General features: G+C 51.1%; 22 protein-coding genes and 1 pseudogene. 10 read left to right on the top strand and 13 right to left on the bottom strand.

Translation table 11 applies throughout. The annotated features are described in order from the left end of the window. Nucleotides 1-66: 66 nt before the first annotated feature. The 3 genes from F3I20_RS24095 to F3I20_RS03570 all read right to left on the bottom strand — a co-directional run bounded on the left by F3I20_RS24095 (nt 67) and on the right by F3I20_RS03570 (nt 2073). Complete coding sequence (locus F3I20_RS24095) at nt 67-228, bottom strand: site-specific integrase (RefSeq protein WP_223811647.1); 162 nt, start codon at nt 226-228, stop codon at nt 67-69. Between the two features lie 433 nt (nt 229-661). Beyond that, entirely contained in the window at nt 662-1141 is a 480-nt protein-coding gene (locus F3I20_RS03575; RefSeq protein ID WP_150038177.1) for an Hcp family type VI secretion system effector, read from the bottom strand. Nucleotides 1142-1380: 239 nt separating this feature from the next. Next, nucleotides 1381-2073: a hypothetical protein gene (locus F3I20_RS03570; RefSeq protein ID WP_150038176.1), complete on the bottom strand. Its 693-nt coding sequence runs from the start codon at nt 2071-2073 to the stop codon at nt 1381-1383. A 522-nt stretch (nt 2074-2595) separates the two neighbouring features. On the opposite strand from F3I20_RS03570, the gene F3I20_RS03565 reads away from it, so the two are divergent. The 5 genes and pseudogenes from F3I20_RS03565 (at nt 2596) to F3I20_RS03545 (ending at nt 5390) form a co-directional block, all read left to right on the top strand. Further along, a complete protein-coding gene (locus F3I20_RS03565) occupies nt 2596-2793 on the top strand; it encodes a hypothetical protein (protein ID WP_150009639.1) in 198 nt (65 codons plus the stop codon). Nucleotides 2794-3007: 214 nt separating this feature from the next. Then, nucleotides 3008-3178 (top strand): annotated as a pseudogene (locus F3I20_RS03560) (NADP-dependent isocitrate dehydrogenase); the annotation flags it as partial. 342 nt (nt 3179-3520) lie between these two features. Next, a complete protein-coding gene (locus tag F3I20_RS03555) occupies nt 3521-3718 on the top strand; it encodes a hypothetical protein (protein WP_150009637.1) in 198 nt (65 codons plus the stop codon). Between the two features lie 163 nt (nt 3719-3881). Next, on the top strand, nt 3882-4079 hold the full coding sequence (locus F3I20_RS03550) for a hypothetical protein (protein ID WP_150009635.1): 198 nt from the start codon (nt 3882-3884) through the stop codon (nt 4077-4079). Nucleotides 4080-4379: 300 nt separating this feature from the next. Then, nucleotides 4380-5390 carry a glycosyltransferase family 9 protein gene (locus tag F3I20_RS03545; RefSeq protein WP_150009633.1) on the top strand — a complete coding sequence of 337 codons (1011 nt, stop codon included), beginning with the start codon at nt 4380-4382 and terminating at the stop codon, nt 5388-5390. On the opposite strand, the gene F3I20_RS03540 is transcribed toward F3I20_RS03545, so the two are convergent. The 4 genes from F3I20_RS03540 to F3I20_RS03530 form a co-directional block, all read right to left on the bottom strand. Next, complete coding sequence (locus F3I20_RS03540) at nt 5384-5713, bottom strand: DUF1493 family protein (protein ID WP_150009631.1); 330 nt, start codon at nt 5711-5713, stop codon at nt 5384-5386. The genes F3I20_RS03545 and F3I20_RS03540 overlap by 7 nt on opposite strands. Then, a complete protein-coding gene (locus F3I20_RS03535) occupies nt 5713-6774 on the bottom strand; it encodes a glycosyltransferase family 9 protein (RefSeq protein ID WP_150009629.1) in 1062 nt (353 codons plus the stop codon). The genes F3I20_RS03540 and F3I20_RS03535 overlap by 1 nt, the downstream gene beginning before the upstream one ends. 352 nt (nt 6775-7126) lie before the next feature. After that, nucleotides 7127-7297, bottom strand: coding sequence for a hypothetical protein (locus tag F3I20_RS23840; RefSeq protein ID WP_013357533.1), 171 nt, complete (start codon nt 7295-7297; stop codon nt 7127-7129). Nucleotides 7298-7460: 163 nt separating this feature from the next. After that, nucleotides 7461-7709 carry an ElaB/YgaM/YqjD family protein gene (locus tag F3I20_RS03530; protein ID WP_013357534.1) on the bottom strand — a complete coding sequence of 83 codons (249 nt, stop codon included), beginning with the start codon at nt 7707-7709 and terminating at the stop codon, nt 7461-7463. 180 nt (nt 7710-7889) lie between these two features. Between F3I20_RS03530 and F3I20_RS03525 the strand changes: the two genes are divergently transcribed. Continuing rightward, nucleotides 7890-8102, top strand: coding sequence for a DUF2767 family protein (locus F3I20_RS03525; protein WP_150009627.1), 213 nt, complete (start codon nt 7890-7892; stop codon nt 8100-8102). Between the two features lie 20 nt (nt 8103-8122). On the opposite strand, the gene F3I20_RS03520 is transcribed toward F3I20_RS03525, so the two are convergent. From F3I20_RS03520 to F3I20_RS03510, 3 genes are all read right to left on the bottom strand, one after another. Then, nucleotides 8123-9133 (bottom strand): Ppx/GppA phosphatase family protein, encoded by a 1011-nt coding sequence (locus tag F3I20_RS03520; RefSeq protein WP_150009625.1) that lies wholly within the window; start codon nt 9131-9133, stop codon nt 8123-8125. 22 nt (nt 9134-9155) lie between these two features. Then, nucleotides 9156-9713: a hypothetical protein gene (locus tag F3I20_RS03515; RefSeq protein ID WP_150009623.1), complete on the bottom strand. Its 558-nt coding sequence runs from the start codon at nt 9711-9713 to the stop codon at nt 9156-9158. A gap of 61 nt (nt 9714-9774) precedes the next feature. After that, nucleotides 9775-10104 carry a hypothetical protein gene (locus F3I20_RS03510; protein WP_150009621.1) on the bottom strand — a complete coding sequence of 110 codons (330 nt, stop codon included), beginning with the start codon at nt 10102-10104 and terminating at the stop codon, nt 9775-9777. A gap of 214 nt (nt 10105-10318) precedes the next feature. On the opposite strand from F3I20_RS03510, the gene F3I20_RS03505 reads away from it, so the two are divergent. From F3I20_RS03505 to F3I20_RS03495, 3 genes are all read left to right on the top strand, one after another. Further along, a complete protein-coding gene (locus tag F3I20_RS03505; RefSeq protein ID WP_013357539.1) occupies nt 10319-10498 on the top strand; it encodes a hypothetical protein in 180 nt (59 codons plus the stop codon). A gap of 186 nt (nt 10499-10684) precedes the next feature. Continuing rightward, nucleotides 10685-11068 (top strand): hypothetical protein, encoded by a 384-nt coding sequence (locus F3I20_RS03500; protein ID WP_150009619.1) that lies wholly within the window; start codon nt 10685-10687, stop codon nt 11066-11068. Between the two features lie 15 nt (nt 11069-11083). Continuing rightward, on the top strand, nt 11084-11497 hold the full coding sequence (locus F3I20_RS03495; RefSeq protein ID WP_150009617.1) for a GNAT family N-acetyltransferase: 414 nt from the start codon (nt 11084-11086) through the stop codon (nt 11495-11497). On the opposite strand, the gene F3I20_RS03490 is transcribed toward F3I20_RS03495, so the two are convergent. Both F3I20_RS03490 and ldcA read right to left on the bottom strand, forming a co-directional pair. Then, nucleotides 11498-12160, bottom strand: coding sequence for an MBL fold metallo-hydrolase (locus F3I20_RS03490; RefSeq protein WP_150038175.1), 663 nt, complete (start codon nt 12158-12160; stop codon nt 11498-11500). It abuts the gene before it with no gap. A 22-nt stretch (nt 12161-12182) separates the two neighbouring features. Further along, nucleotides 12183-13106 (bottom strand): muramoyltetrapeptide carboxypeptidase, encoded by a 924-nt coding sequence (ldcA, locus tag F3I20_RS03485; protein ID WP_190285893.1) that lies wholly within the window; start codon nt 13104-13106, stop codon nt 12183-12185. 166 nt (nt 13107-13272) lie between these two features. On the opposite strand from ldcA, the gene emtA reads away from it, so the two are divergent. Continuing rightward, on the top strand, nt 13273-13902 hold the full coding sequence (gene emtA, locus F3I20_RS03480; RefSeq protein ID WP_150009611.1) for a membrane-bound lytic murein transglycosylase EmtA: 630 nt from the start codon (nt 13273-13275) through the stop codon (nt 13900-13902). A 10-nt stretch (nt 13903-13912) separates the two neighbouring features. On the opposite strand, the gene F3I20_RS03475 is transcribed toward emtA, so the two are convergent. Continuing rightward, a complete protein-coding gene (locus F3I20_RS03475) occupies nt 13913-14869 on the bottom strand; it encodes a sugar-binding transcriptional regulator (protein ID WP_013357545.1) in 957 nt (318 codons plus the stop codon). Nucleotides 14870-14950 lie beyond the last annotated feature (81 nt).

Below are 14950 nucleotides of genomic sequence, written 5' to 3'. Positions count from 1 at the left end.
AAACTCCAGCAAAACCCTTCTGCTAAACTGAACATTAATCGTACTGTTTTATACCGCCACGACCAGTCAATCTTTGCCCTTGTCATCGTTGTATTTATCGGTCTGCGTCTGGTTTTTTATGACCAGGTAGTGCTGTATGTCCATGCCCTGTTCACGATATAACCGCTCAGCCAGTGAGCGCTGCTCGTGGAATGTTGGTGGGGTGTCATTCTCTGTCAGGCTTGTCATTTTACGTGCTTTGATGAAGCCGGTAGTGATGGAGCTGATAGTTAGCGCTTCGCAACGTTCTGCCTGTGATGTTGTGTGATGATGGTGAATCACAAGTACGAAAGCTCTGATACTGAGGTTGAGGGTTAACCAAAAAAATAGTTGCTATGAATTAGCAAATAATCCTTTTTTACAGAGCCTTATGTCAGTCGATCTGTTTAACCGATCAATTCTGGAGAATTGATCGGTTAAATAAGTCGGAGCAAAATTAAAGATGAGTATATTTTGAACATGGTTAGAGAGAGCCTGATATATGAGTAGGAAAACAACGTGAAATTAATATTATTTGGGTGTGTGATAGGGTGGATAAGAATATTTTTAATAATGAGATTTTATAGAGTTTTCTTAATTTTATCTGCCAACACCAGCCCGGCTATTGCCGGGCTTTTTTTGTTCAATATGTGGCTCGTTGATTCCATGTGTCGCGGTAAATTACATTACCCTCCGTATACTTCCATGTAATCGCCTCATAACGTAATTCGAGCGTTTCGAGATGAGTACTACTCATACCGTTAGGGGCCAGATACGGCGCAACCGTTGTAAATTTTACGTTTTCCAGAATGATATTGAAATATTCTGCTTCGATGCCAGGTTCCAGAATACGATACATTCGGATTATCGCTTTCTTCATGGTGCGGCCTTCGCAGACAGCGCGGTATAGGAGTGGCGTTGTTTGATCAAACTCTTTAACTATTGTAATGGGGTTGTGTACACGCGTACCTGTTAATTTTCCCCAGCTGGGATCTACAGGGATAGTTACGCCGTGTGAGAATGATTTTAATTCAATTGAGCCTAACCTTAATGGCATCTGGCGACTACCAACAATTGGTGATCCGTTTTCATCTTCTAGCCATAAATGAGCTGGTGTAGACATGTTATTTCCTTATAAAAAATTAAAGTTCTTGTTAGCTATTAATTTACCATTTAAAAAGTATGGGGAAAAATATTACCACTAGCACGATAAAGGCGGGTATGGGCCAATAAGGGCCGTCTGGAAAAATTTGTATAAAGAAAACCGAAAAAGTAAGAACCAGAAGGGGAGGCCCATAAAGTTCAATCATTGATTTAAAAATTCTTCTAAATATTCTGGTTATGAAATTTATCATCATTTATTTACCGAATCATATTAGTAATGATTTTTGTGATTTCATCAACAGAAGGCGTGGCATTTCTAAGTGCCCCTGAATTATCAAATAAAGAGTCGATAAGAAAATACATCATTTCCAATTCATTTGCATAAAGCACGGTGTAATATGCAGGCAGAGTTTGACGAAGCCGGTTTGCACTATCAGCTGCTTTTTGCACAACTCCATACACCCCAGCGGCAGCAACAACTACGCCAGCACTGCGTCCGACAAGTGCGCTGATATTAAGACTGGCTTTCATGCCTACAGCAACCGCCGCCGTTACTGCGAGGGTAAAGCCTTGCTGTGTTAAATGGCTGGCGGCAATATGAATATTTACCGCCATCAGAGACATTTTAATTCGCTCGAGTTGAGCGTTCGTTTTGTATTTAAATATCTCGTCGAAATATATTTTTAGCATGTCATTCACAATATTTCTGGAGGTAATTAGTTTATTAACTGCTTTAATAAACCTTAAATCCTCCGTTTTTTGCTGCTGACAAACGTCCTGATATTCATCCGTAAAGCATGATAAGTAATACAACGCTCTTTGTGCACCTGCACCTATAGTATCAATCTGGTTTGAGACTGCTTCTTTGACGCCTAAAAGAGCGTTGTCGAGATTTTTAGCTAAAATGTCATTTCCTTGTAAAAATCCTATTACTTGGTTGCTGTATTGCATTAGCCATTTCCTATGATCAATCCATGATTAGTGTTTTCAAATTATTAAAAAAATCTTTATATGTAAATGCGTTAATCGTTTCAGTGGTGCGTTTGATCAATATAATTTGGAAGATGTGCTGAAATTTTGTGATCAATTTAACACAGCGTTTAAATGGTTTTCTTTAAAGAGGAGTCGGAATATGAAAATGGATTTGAAGAAGTTATTTATAAGGCAGCATAGCATAACATGGCTATGGGCGAGGGTGCCTGGCAGCTGGTGGCCAGAGGTGAAACGGTGACGCTCGAGGCAATCGCCAGCAGGGTTGTGGCGCTATAAGAGCGCCGCGATGATCTGGCTGCCAGCATTGCCCCGTCACTCCTGCTGCAAGAATGAAAAACTCATCCACCGCCCTGAAAATTCAATCACTTTAATTGTTATTCAACGTTATTGCCTTGTGATTTCTTTGCTTAAAAAACGCACTGTCAGATGAGGTCGAATCTGCTTCTTCGTATTGTGACATCTCTTACAAAAGGAGGTGTTATGGAAGATAAATATACAAAAGATGCAATCCACATCTGTCGGTTGATATTTGGTCAAGCGGTACTGGAATTGCTTAGCGATGATCAACTGGTAACCAATGTTGCCCTGGAAGATAAAGTGAAGAAAATGCTTCCCGACTGCAAGCCCGAACTGGTTTACGATGTGGCTATGAAGTTGCTCAAGCATAACATTCACTAAAACGTGAGGCTGTTTAAAAAATCCCGGCAGCGTCAACTGCCAGGCTGACCACAAATAGCCCGCTCAATGGCGGGCTGGATTATCAGTGAATTCTTCTGCAAAACCCTAATCAATTCACTAATCTATATAGCCTAATCCCTCACATAAAAAACAGTTTGAAGCACCTGGTTAAGTTTTTTATCTCACTAAATCAATAGATTAACCATCTGATATTAAGGTAAGGCTGCGCCACCTGGAGTGGTTCGAAGCGGCTGACCTGATTGTTAAAGGTGTTGAAGGCGCTATCGCTAACAAGACCGTGACTTACGATTTCGAACGCCTGATGGATGGCGCTAAGCTGCTGAAATGTTCAGAGTTTGGTGACGCGATCATCGAAAATATGTAATCCGCTTAAGCCAGCATAGCGTTAAACGCTATGCTGGCTTTTTTGTATCCGCTTTTCGCACTTTTCCATTCTCTCCTCCTTCGCCTCTTCAGCCATGACGTATTCAGCATTGATGCTCTGCTGGCTCAGTAAAATAACGGGCGATGAGCGTCCTCTGCAACGTATGACTGAATGGCTTTTCCCTGTCCGTACCCAGAAAAATTCTTACCTGCGGCTGAGCATTTTAATATTTATGCAAATTGCATTATCCGATGCCACTGCAAAAGAAACCGTAAACGCAAAACGGACATCTTTCCATGGCTGATTATCGTTACTGTAATACCTCACTCATAAGGAGGATTTATGGAAACAAAATATACGAAAGACGCGATTTACATCTGTCGGCTGATGTTTGGCCAGGCTGTACTGGAATTACTGGCAGATAATCAGCCAGTAACTAACCGCACGCTGGAAGCAAAAATAAAGGTAATGTTACCTGATGCGCAGCCTGCGCTGATTTACAAGGTTGCTCTCGATTTGTTAAATGAGAATATTAGTTAATATCCTGTTTGTCTGATAAATGCCCGGCATTTAACATGCCGGGCATGGTTATCGGTACGAGACAGCTCATTCATTTTTGTAACGTGTGCCGCAAAATAAACAGTTCAGCATGATCCTGCTGCAGCAGGGGTGTACTCTTCTGCCGATACACAGGGAGAATATTATGGATGATGAGGCTGTAAGTGATGCCATTGCGGCATGCCGACTGCTGTTCGGTCAGGCTGTGATGGAAATTGTGGCTGAGAATAAGCCGGTAACCCGCGAGGCCATTACTGAAAAAATTCACCGGATGTTCACCGGCATTGAGCCTGAACCTGTTATGAGGCTGGCCATCAGCCTGCTGGAAAATAGCGCCAGCTAACGTTACTGGTAATATAACCATCATGTCAGGCCGCCATGAGCGGCCTTTTCTCATTCTTAATGCTGATACCCCAGTACGGGTTCTGTTAAAACAATCATCCGGCTGATGCGTCAGGTATTTCACTTGCCTGAAAAACACTCATCGTCCTTCAACATTACGGCGACCATTGAACCTACCTCGATCTGCGCTGACTAATTTGCTGACTTATGCCGTTACGTTAACGCTTCAGAGACGTTAATTGTGCGAGTCTCACTTTTATTCAGCCAGAACGGCGTAGCCTGTGCTCAGAGGATGTCAGACATGCGGGTTTTAATTATTTGTCGGGATAATATTGGCGATACCTTGCTGACCACGCCGCTCATCAGTGCGCTGGCGCAGTCGGGTCAGTATCAGGTTGATGTACTGACCAACAACTACGCTGCACCCGTGTTGCAGCATAATCCCGATATCCGGCAGCTCTTTTATTACACCAAATTGCATCACCGTGAGGCAGGGCAGGGACGACTGGCCTGTGTGTTGCAGCGACTGAAGCTGATGCTGAATCTGAAAAAGCAACGTTACGACATCGTGATTCTGGCCAAAAGCCGCTGGGATCAGCATGGTCTGAAGTGGGTTAAAATCGTGCGTCCCGCCAGAGTAATCGCGCTGGGGCAGCAGTCGCATCCGCTGATCACAGAGTTATTGCCACCACCCAGCCAGTCACCCTGTCATATCAGCGAAACCCTGTTTAGTCTGGGACGGGATTTGCATCTCAGCGCCACCGCGCCAGGCAAACTGACCCTGCAGCCGGATACGGCTATGGCGGCCAGCCTGCGAGACACCCACGCCATTGATTCCACTCTTCCGGTCTATGCACTTCAGATCAGCGCCCGTAAGCCAAGCCAGCAGTGGGAAGCCACGCGGTTTGCCGGGCTGGCGGAGAAGATCGCGGCGCATCATCCCTGCCAGATCATGCTGCTCTGGTCACCTGGCAGCCGCGACAATCCGCGTCATCCGGGGGATGATGAAAAAGCGCGTGAAATCATGGCGCTCTGTCCGCACCTGCCGATAAAGGCGGTGGCGACTACCAGCCTGCCGCAGCTGATTGCGGCTATGTCGTTGTGTCAGGGGCTGGTGAGCAGCGATGGCGGGGCAATGCACATCGGTGCCGCACTGGGGCTGCCGGTAGTGGCGCTGTTTGGCGACAGCGATCCGGCGTGCTGGCATCCGTGGCAGGTTAACTATCAGGTGCTGCAACCGGCGTCACGTGAGGTCAACGCGCTGAGCAGCCGCGAGGTCTATGACGCCTTCGCCCATACGATTATTCAGTAATCTGCTTCAGGCCAGCGCCCCCGGCTGGCCGCTTCACATAGCATCGCGACCGTTACGGGATAATATCCGCCAGATTTAAATCCCTTCATCAGTGTCATACGCCGCGGGAGCGTCGCCGGAAAATAGCGGGCATCATCATAATGCTCAGAGCAGACGTTGAACGTGGCAAAAAAATCATTCATCAGAATCGCGAACTCCACCTCATTCAGCGGCAGCTGCTGCAGATGAAAACCTGCCCGATCCACTTTCCGGAACCTGCCCAGGGCGGTTGGCTGATTGTGGTATTCAATCAGCGCAATAATGGCGTGAGAAAGATCGTTCATTACCCCACCAGTCTGGCCACGGCCTGCTCGACTTCTTCGGCCTTGATCGACGCCATAGGATGCTGTGACGCCGTTTTATCCGGTCGATGAATAACAATATGACGATCGCTGTCCTGACAGGGGCCGGTATAGCGTGGATTGGCGGTAGAGAACAGGCTGACCGTTGGCGTCTGTGCCGCCACGGCGATGTGCAGTGGGCCGGTATCGCCGGTGACCAGCAGGTCCAGCGTGCGGATCAGGGTGATCAGGCCGCTGAGATTCGTTTTGCCCGCCATTGGCGTCACACGCTTACGGCAGTGCAGCGGCAGGCTCTCGATAAATTGTTTCTCAAGCGGCTGCTCAGCGGCTGTACCGGTAACAATAATTTCAGCGTCAGGCCAGCGTTCGAGCAACGCGGTCGCCAGCTGGCTGAATGAAGTCAACGGCCAGCGGCGAATATCTTTCGAAGCACCTAACTGAAAACCGATACGGCGATGGCTCACCGTTGCAGCAGGACAATTATTTATCTCGGGCAGATGCATCCGGGTCTGCTCTGTCTCTGCACCCAGCGCTTCTATCAGTTTCAGCTTACGCTTGATGGTGTGGTCGTCGAAATAGCCTGAATAGTGATCAAGATATTTATTCAGCACAGGCGATTCGCTGCCGTAATGATCGCGCACAATCGCCTTACTCCCGGTCAGCACCGAACTCATAATATCGTAAGGAAAATGGGCGTGTAATATCACTGACAGATCAGGTTTCTGGCGACGCAGTTTGAAAAATAGCGGCAGGAAATTAGCCACTTTGTTATCCCAGATATAGATCTTATCGAACCAGTTATAACGGCTGACCAGATCCTTATTTTTCTTACTGGAAACCAGAATAAATTTGCTGGTGGGAAAGCGATTTTTCAGGCTCCAGATAGCCGGTGTATTCATCAGAAAATCGCCCAGAGCCGTAGTGGAGTAAATCACGACTGTGCCGGGTTTCAGCGCCTGCAAGGCCTGCGGTTTTGTTCTGCCTGAAAATCGAGAATAAAGCGTTAAAATTCGGTCTATCAGATAAATCTTTTTTTTCTTCACGTCTGAATTCTCTTGAACGTATCAATACTATTAAACAAAAGGTGTTGTGCATTATTAGAGGGTATTTTTACGTCTAAAGTTCAGCAGGGAGGAATGTTTTTTATCGTTCGTAGAATATTTGTTTAAACTGTTTCCACAATTTTAGTGTTGTTTATTCAGGATATATATACAGAATTGTGTAAAAGAGGTAGGCAATTATTGAAAAGAGTTGAGATGATTGTTATAAAAATAACATTTAAGGATTTTTTAATTCCGTCCTTAATTACTAGCAGGTTAACTAATAGCGGATTTATTTTACGGGTGCTATTCAATATAAATAAACAAACCCCGGCACGTGTGCCGGGGCAGGGTATTACGACTGAGGCTGACCCACCGGGCCTGAACCCAGGGTGCCGCCAGGAGAAGACTGGCCACTTGGCGCATGGGGACGGCCATCTTCTTTAATCGCGTCGCTCTTATGTGAGCAGCCCGCCAGAGAGGTTAAGGTCGCTGCAACCAGCAGCAAAGCAGGAATCGTTTTCATGAGGTCACCTTGATGTTGTCAGAAAGAGAACGTAATTAAGACTGAAGACTCACCGTGCGCTGGCCTGTTAAGGCGTATCTTTCAGATGTTTCTCAGCATGCGGTCAGCTAAAGCCAAAAAAAACGGAAGCCCGTGGCTCCCGTTCTGTTGACGTGTGGCGGTATTACTTGCGACCCAGCAGGAAGCCAATAAATACGCCAACGCCTGCAGCAATGGCCAGACCGGCAGCAGGATTGGACTGAACCTGATCGCGAATGGTCTCAGCAGCATCACGTGCAGCATAGCTTGCCTGGTTGGTGTAACGACGCGCTGCGCCTTTAGCCTGATGCTCAGATGAACCGGTTGCTGCACCCCATTGTTCCTGAACTGCGCCAGCGGCTTCTTTTACTTTATCTTCGATTTTTCCTGACATTTAAATGCTCCTTGGTTTTGAGTAAGACTCTCAAAGCGTAGCAAAGATAGTGAGTTCTGCTCCGCCAGCGCCCGATAAGGGCCTAAAAAATCATTTCTGGCTGTTAATGGCGCTGCATTTGCGGGCCCGCCATTTCCTGTCTAGCCTTTTGAGAAGAAAGTCACAGACGGAGGAGAAACGATGAAACGTGATGCACTGAATGATGATGACTATGATGAAGTCTGCCGCGTTATTGGCGATGCAGTCATTGTGCTGATGGAGCGCGGTCATGACACCCGGCGTGGCGAAATCTACGACCTGCTTAAGCGTACCCGCCAGCAGCGCGCCCACAGTGAACGGGATGAGCAGCGGATGCTGGATCACGCTATCCGGCTGGTTAAATCTGACGTGTAGCGAAGTGTGGAAGCGTTGCGCTATTGCAACAGCACGCCCTGAATCAGGCTGGTCTCAACAATCTCCACCTCATCCATTTTCAGCGCCTGCATATAACCTTCCACCAGTAACAGGTTACTCACGTCAGTGGCGCGGTAGTCACCCTGCAATTCGCTGTCGCCTTTCCAGACCTGCTGCTGCGAGAGCTGGCTCAGGGTCGCCAGCGTATAGCGGTTGAGTTTACCCGGTAACTGATTGCGAATCGAAAAACCGTGCACGCCTCCGATCCCAATCACCCGACGACCGGCCACATCCTGTTTGATCTGCGGACTGACTTCGTTAGTCGCGTAAAACTGCACAAAGCGCAGCACCGACTGCCGCCAGGAACCAATCGGGTTGGGCGATTTAGCCTCCGGGCTGTTCTTCAGCACCGTCAGGATAAAGTTTTTCAGCGTCACTGAGGCCAGTCTGCCCTGGTAAATATCCGCTACCGGTTTGCCCGCCTGCTGTCGCCATGCCGTCATCTGCATTGACCCACCGCCAATATCCCAGACCAGCAACTGCTCATCCCGGACCATTGGATCCTTAAGCGCGGCTTTGGCAGAGAGAAAGCCGAGCATCGCTTCCTGCTGCTGCGAAATAATGCTGATTTGTGCACCACTCTGGCGCTGCAACTGTTCAATTACGGCCTGACCGTTGCTGGCATTGCGAAACACCGCCGTCGCCACGCCGCTGATTCGCTGTGGATGAAAGCGCTGTGCGTGCGCTACCAGCTGCTGCAGTGCGGCGGCACCTTCGTGGGTGACTGCCGGACTCAGCTGGTTATCCGCTGAATGGGCTAATGCGTCGTTCCAGGCCACGGCGCGCTGATCCTGATACAGCACTTTTTCGATGCGCTGCTGGCAGACATTGACGCGCGCCACCGCAATTTTGGTGGTACCGGAACCGATATCCAGACCGGCACGGATTTGCTGGCAGCGATCGGCCTGGGCCGCCGCGGCAAAAAACAGCGAGCAGAACAGCGTGAAAACTGACAGCGCAGCAGAACGCATAGCGACTCCTGGATAAAGGGGATCAGAGAGAACGGCCGGCGATGCAGGCCGGATAAACGCTCACCAGAAAATGACGCAGGTGATCAAAACACCATTCGGCATCATCCGCCTGCGGGCAATAGAACTGAATGGTAATCTTTTCATAGTCGCGCTGACGCTGGCGCAGCGGCGACCAGCTCCAGTCAAGTACTGAACGGGCATAGTTGACCAGTGTTCCGGCGGGCAGTTGATGTTGCTGCTCCTGTCCGGTCAGGTAATGGTGAAAGCTCGCTTCCAGCTGCAGAGCTTCCTGGTGATCGTGCTGCGGCAGGTCGGGACGAAAAGCCACATCGATAAAACCACAGACCGCATCTTCCTGCTGCTGCCAGTCACAGGCCAGGGTCATAAACAGCCCCTCCTGCAGATTAACCTCCTCGACCAGTCGCCGCAGATTCGCTGAGCGATTCAGCACGACGATCTCTTCAAGACGACCGGTTTCCAGCGTCAGATCAAAGCCACAGGGATTAACAGAGCCATCCGCATTGCGCGTAGCGGGGAAGGGGAAGTCAATATAACCGTTGTTATCCAGACGCTTTTCCATCGGGGAGCCCTGCTGCTTGACGTTTCCTGACAATAAACGATCTGGCAGCAGGATTCATCCCTTATGGACAGGTCCAGGTGATTTGGGTGTCCTGGTAAGGATTAATCAGGCGGAACTGCTTATCTGACAGGCGCTGCGCATAGTAACCTTCACGCGTCACAGCGGAGGGGACATATTTAAACCGATCCAGCGACTGCAACGGGCCACTGTTAACGCTGACATTGTCTCGTGTCACGGTAAAGCTGTTAACCAGGTCAAAAATCACGCCCTGTGTCTGTCCCATCGACTGACCATAAATTGTCGAGACCTCACCCGGACATTCCACCCCTTTCGGGCCAGATGAACATCCAGTCACCAATGCGATGAGGATAAAAATGCTGAGTCGCATCATGATTTTCTACCTGCTTCAATCCCTGGGAGTCTTGTGGCACAGAGTCTATCCTGTTGCACCACCAATCACTCAATTATAGCAGTTTCCGCTACGCTTCCTGTTTGTGATTTGTTTAATCGTTAAGCAACAGGAATGTAAAGGGGTGACTTTGCTTAGCAATAAACGGTATTCTTGGCTCCTTTGCGCACCACTTAGGCAAATCCAGGGATAAATGATGAAAGAAGAAGAAGCAAGTCTAATGATTATTCGCCACGCGATTGACGAACTGGAAGCCGATAAAAAGCAACAGGTGCTCGCCTGCTCAGCGAATATTCGTGCAGCCATGCAGGCTTATGATAGCGAAAATGCCGGGCTGGCGCTGATGTTAGTGGCCGCCGAGGTGGCCGCCGAATAGGCATAATCCGGCCAGGCGGGCACGCTGTCAGGCTGGCCGGATTACTTTATCTTTTCTCAACTTTCAGCTTTTTTCGCACGCCGATTCTACCTTTTAATGGTCTTAGTCACGCTCGCCTCACGCCTCTCATCTGGTTTTTATATGTTAAGCTAAGAAAATTCTCAATGAAATCAGTGGAGACACAGCATGAAGGCAGCGTTAATTGCCCTGGGCCTGCTGGCCTGTCATATCGCACCCGCCTGGAGTGAAACCGAATTTCAGCTTAACTGTCCCGGACGGCCGACCATGACCGTTTCGCGTGCCGAATATGGTTTAACCACCCTGATGTGGCCGGAAAATCACTTCCAGATTGCCGCCGGTCAGCAGCGGACCCGCTTAGAAGCGGGCGATCAGGTGGCGATTACCCGCTTTCGCAATGGCGATCAGCTGATTGTGAACCAGCGCAGCCAGGCAACCTTCTTTGTTTACCGCGACACCGATAAACTGCTGCCCTGCAGCCGCAGCGAAAAACGCGATGTGGATGCATTAAGCCTGGAGCGTTACGACGATCGTCAGCGTTCCGACAGTTAATCCTCTGGAGCCACTATGCAACCTGAGATTACCGACAACGTTACCGCGCAGGATCTGGATGAGGTCAGGCTGGGTCTCAACGCCTTCAACAGCAAATTTATTGATGTGAATACGATCAGGTCAATTGGGGTGTTTATCCGTGACGAACAGGGCAAAAAGCTGGCCGGGCTGACCGGCTCAACCACCGGTAACTGGCTGCGGATTGATATGCTCTGGGTGAGTGAGGCGCAGCGCGGACAGGGGGCAGGCAGCAGGCTTATACAGGCTGCCGAGCAGGAGGCGCGGGATCGCGGCTGCCGCTATGCACAGGTGGATACCGCCAGTTTTCAGGCGCGGCCGTTTTATGAAAAACTTGGCTACACCCTGCGGCTCACGCTGGCGAACTACATGGATCATCATCAGCGGCACTATCTGACCAAAGAACTGTAATCAGAACAGCGGATTTTCCCGCAGATCCAGGGGATGCTGTTCAGCTTCATCAATGGCAGCCAGCCAGCTTTGCAGCGTCACTTTTTTCCAGGAAAGATGGCCGCGCGTGGTGCTCATCAGTACCACGTCGGGGCGCAGCGAGCGGTAAAATTCCAGCGTCTGACTCAGTTCAGCCGGATTACTGTCCGGCACCAGCACCGTGATCCAGTTGTCATGAGAACGGGTTACGGTATCGCCGACAAACAGATAGGTCAGCCCCAGCGGCGAGGTGTAGAGAAAGCTGCAACTGCCCGGCGTGTGTCCGGGCGTTGGCAGCAGATGGAAATCGCCGAAGTGCGTCTCCGGCTGCGAAAAGGTGTCATCAGGCTCCGCAAAACGGCTGATGGGGCCTAATGAGCGGCTGTGGCAGTAAAGCGCGCTGCTAAACCGCTGCTGGATCACCGCCGTACCAGGCGCGGATTCGTGCCAGTGGGTCAGATAGTGACGGATCACGCCGCCGATATCGGCAATCACTTCATGATCGAGCGGGTTCTCTACGCGGCCAATCAGCAGATTGCCGCGCGGGTGACGCAGCATAAAGCCATGCATCATCAGGTCATTAACGGCATCTTCCACCGGGAATTCCGGGGTTGAGATCCACAAATCGTCATACAACGGCTTCAATGTCGATCTCCTGAAACGCTCTCTATTTCCGCAGGACGGGATGCCCGGTCGCCTGCAAATGGGCGTTGCCCTGGCTGACCGCTAATCGTGCGCTGGCACCCAGCGGCAGTGTGACGGTGTCGGCGGCATGACCAAAATCTAATCCACAGATCACCGGAAGACCGGTAGTGTCACGCACGCGCTGCCAGACGGTACTGAAATCAAACCCATTGTCATATTCCGACAGGGCCGTGCTGGTGAAGCTGCCGGTGACGATTGCCCGCTGACGTGCCAGAATGCCGCTCTGCTCCAGCTGAATCAGCATGCGTTCAATACGAAACGGATGTTCATTCACGTCCTCTATCACCAGAATACCGTTCTCAATCTGCGGCATCCACGGCGTGCCGATCAGTGAGCAGATCATCGCCAGATTCCCGCCCCACAGCGTACCCTGCCACTCGCCCTGGTCTGGCGTTTCGCTCTGCCAGTTCACCTCTACTGTAGGTGATGTCAGTGCCTGCCAGAAGTGGTGCAGGGTAAATTCAGATAAGGTCGCGGCACCGAAATTACCCGCCAGCATCGGCGCACTAAAGGTAATCAGGCCGACCTGCGCCAGCAGAGCCAGCTGAATGGCGGTGAAGTCGCTGTGGCCGCACAGCGCCAGCGGCTGATTCAGCAGACGGCGCTGCAGGGCGACGTAGTCGATGGACGCCAGTAACCGGCTGGCCCCGTAACCGCCGCGCACCGCCAGCACCACGTCGGGCAGCGTAGTGAGGCTGGCAAGCTGGTTGATATCCGCCAGGCGTTCAGCATCCGTTCCGGCGAAGCGCTGAAAACGGCGGGTAATCACCTGATCATTCTCCACCTGATGGCCCGCCGCACGCAGACGCGCAATGCCCTGCAGCGCCGCAGGCTGATTGTGACAGTAACCGGAGGGGGAGATAAGACGAACTGAACGTGAAATCATCATACTTTCCTGCTGTTAGCGCTCATGACTGACGGCGATGATGGCGAAAACCTCCGCTGAAGTCACGGTGCGTGCCACATAATCGTCTATTTAGGATAAACGGTAATTTTGCTCTCAGGCTGCCTGGGTATGATAGCATTCGCCACAACCGCGATGAGACGAAAAATTGCTGAAAATCCGACACCTTATACTCTCGGCGTTACTCCTGACTGGCTGTGCCAGCGAGCCACCGCACCATGCCGTTAAGCAGCGCAACACGCCGTTAACGCAGGCACCGCCTTCCAGCGTCAATGGCACCTGGGCCATGTTTACCGAAGATGCCGCCAGTCATTATGGCGTTGATGAGAAGTTGATCAGCGCCATTATCAGTGTCGAATCGGGTGGAAATCCGGGCGTAGTGAGCCGTTCCAATGCGGTAGGGCTGATGCAGATCAAAGCGTCGACTGCGGGGCGAGAAGTCTATCGCACGCTGGGCCGCAGGGGCCAGCCGTCGAATGCCGAGTTGCGCGATCCGGCCAAAAATATTGATATTGGCACCGCCTATATCCGCATCCTGCAGGACTCTGCGCTGTCGGGCATCCGCGATCCGCTGACCCTGCGCTACGCCACTATCGTCTCTTATGCCAACGGTGCCGGTGCGCTATTGCGAACATTTTCCCGCGACCGCGAGCGGGCCATTGCGATGATCAATGCCATGTCACCGGATGAGTTCTATCAGCATGTGCAGAACAAGCATCCGGCGGCGCAGGCACCGCGCTATCTCTGGAAAGTCACTACCGCTTACCGCACCATCTGACCCGTTTTGACTACGCCTGCGGCGTGAGCAGCAGCCGCGCCGTGGGATAGTCGATAATCAGCACCTTGATATAACCGCCCAATAGCGCACCGCGAATCGCCTGCGCTTTCTCCCGTCCGCCAGCCAGCCCGACGACCTGTGGGCACTGTTTCACCTGCGCCAGTTCCATTCCTATCACCGGATCTTCTTCAGCTTTCAATACCGGCTGGCCGCAGGCGTCAAAATAGTGCAGGCAGATATCACCGACCGCACCGCGTGCCGCCAGCGTCTGCAGCATTTTGCCATCGTAGTAGTTGCCAGAATTGCGCAGCAGCGCCGACGGCTCCAGATCGCCGATGCCGACAATCGCCAGATCGACCTGCTCAAATTTACTCAGCACTTCGGCAACCTCGGCATTGGCCGACAGCCGCTGGCGATCGCTGACCGAATGCTCAATCGACTGCGACGGCAGTAGCCAGGCGGGGCAGTTCAGCAGCGCCGCCAGATTCTGGGTCAGAATGGTAGCCTGCACGTTGCCGTTGGCGCCGACGCCGCCCAGCAGCTGGATCACGCCCTTACAGGCGCTGTTGAGCGGATGCAGCGCATCCACCATCGCCCGGATAGTGCCGCTCCACGACGAAATCCCGATCAGCTCATCGTTACGCAGTCGTGTCTCCAGGTAGTGAGCGGCCGCCGAACCAATCGCCTGCTTAATCTGCAGTGACGACGCCTGATCCGGCACATCCACTACAATCGCCTGCGGCAGGTTGTAGGTCTGCTCAATCGCCTTTTCCAGTTCCGGATAGACGTTGGCCGGTGGCACCACGCTGATCTTGACCACACCCTCTTTCACGCTGCGATTAAGAATGCGTGAGACAAACGACTGCGATAGGGTTAGCGACTGCGCGATCTCTGACTGCTTTAGTCCTTCGACATAGTAAAGCGTGGCAATCTTCACCATCAGTCGCTGTTCATCCTGTTTTGCCATCGGTTTTTCCCTCTCTGAATCTGCCCGGTATTGTTAACCAGGATGATCAAAATCACAACGCAGGCTAATTTGTGATCGTTT

The sequence above is a fragment of the Candidatus Pantoea gossypiicola genome (genome assembly GCF_008632075.1).
Classification (GTDB): Bacteria; Pseudomonadota; Gammaproteobacteria; order Enterobacterales; family Enterobacteriaceae; genus Pantoea; species Pantoea gossypiicola.
This window is presented reverse-complemented; position numbering and strand designations above follow the sequence as displayed.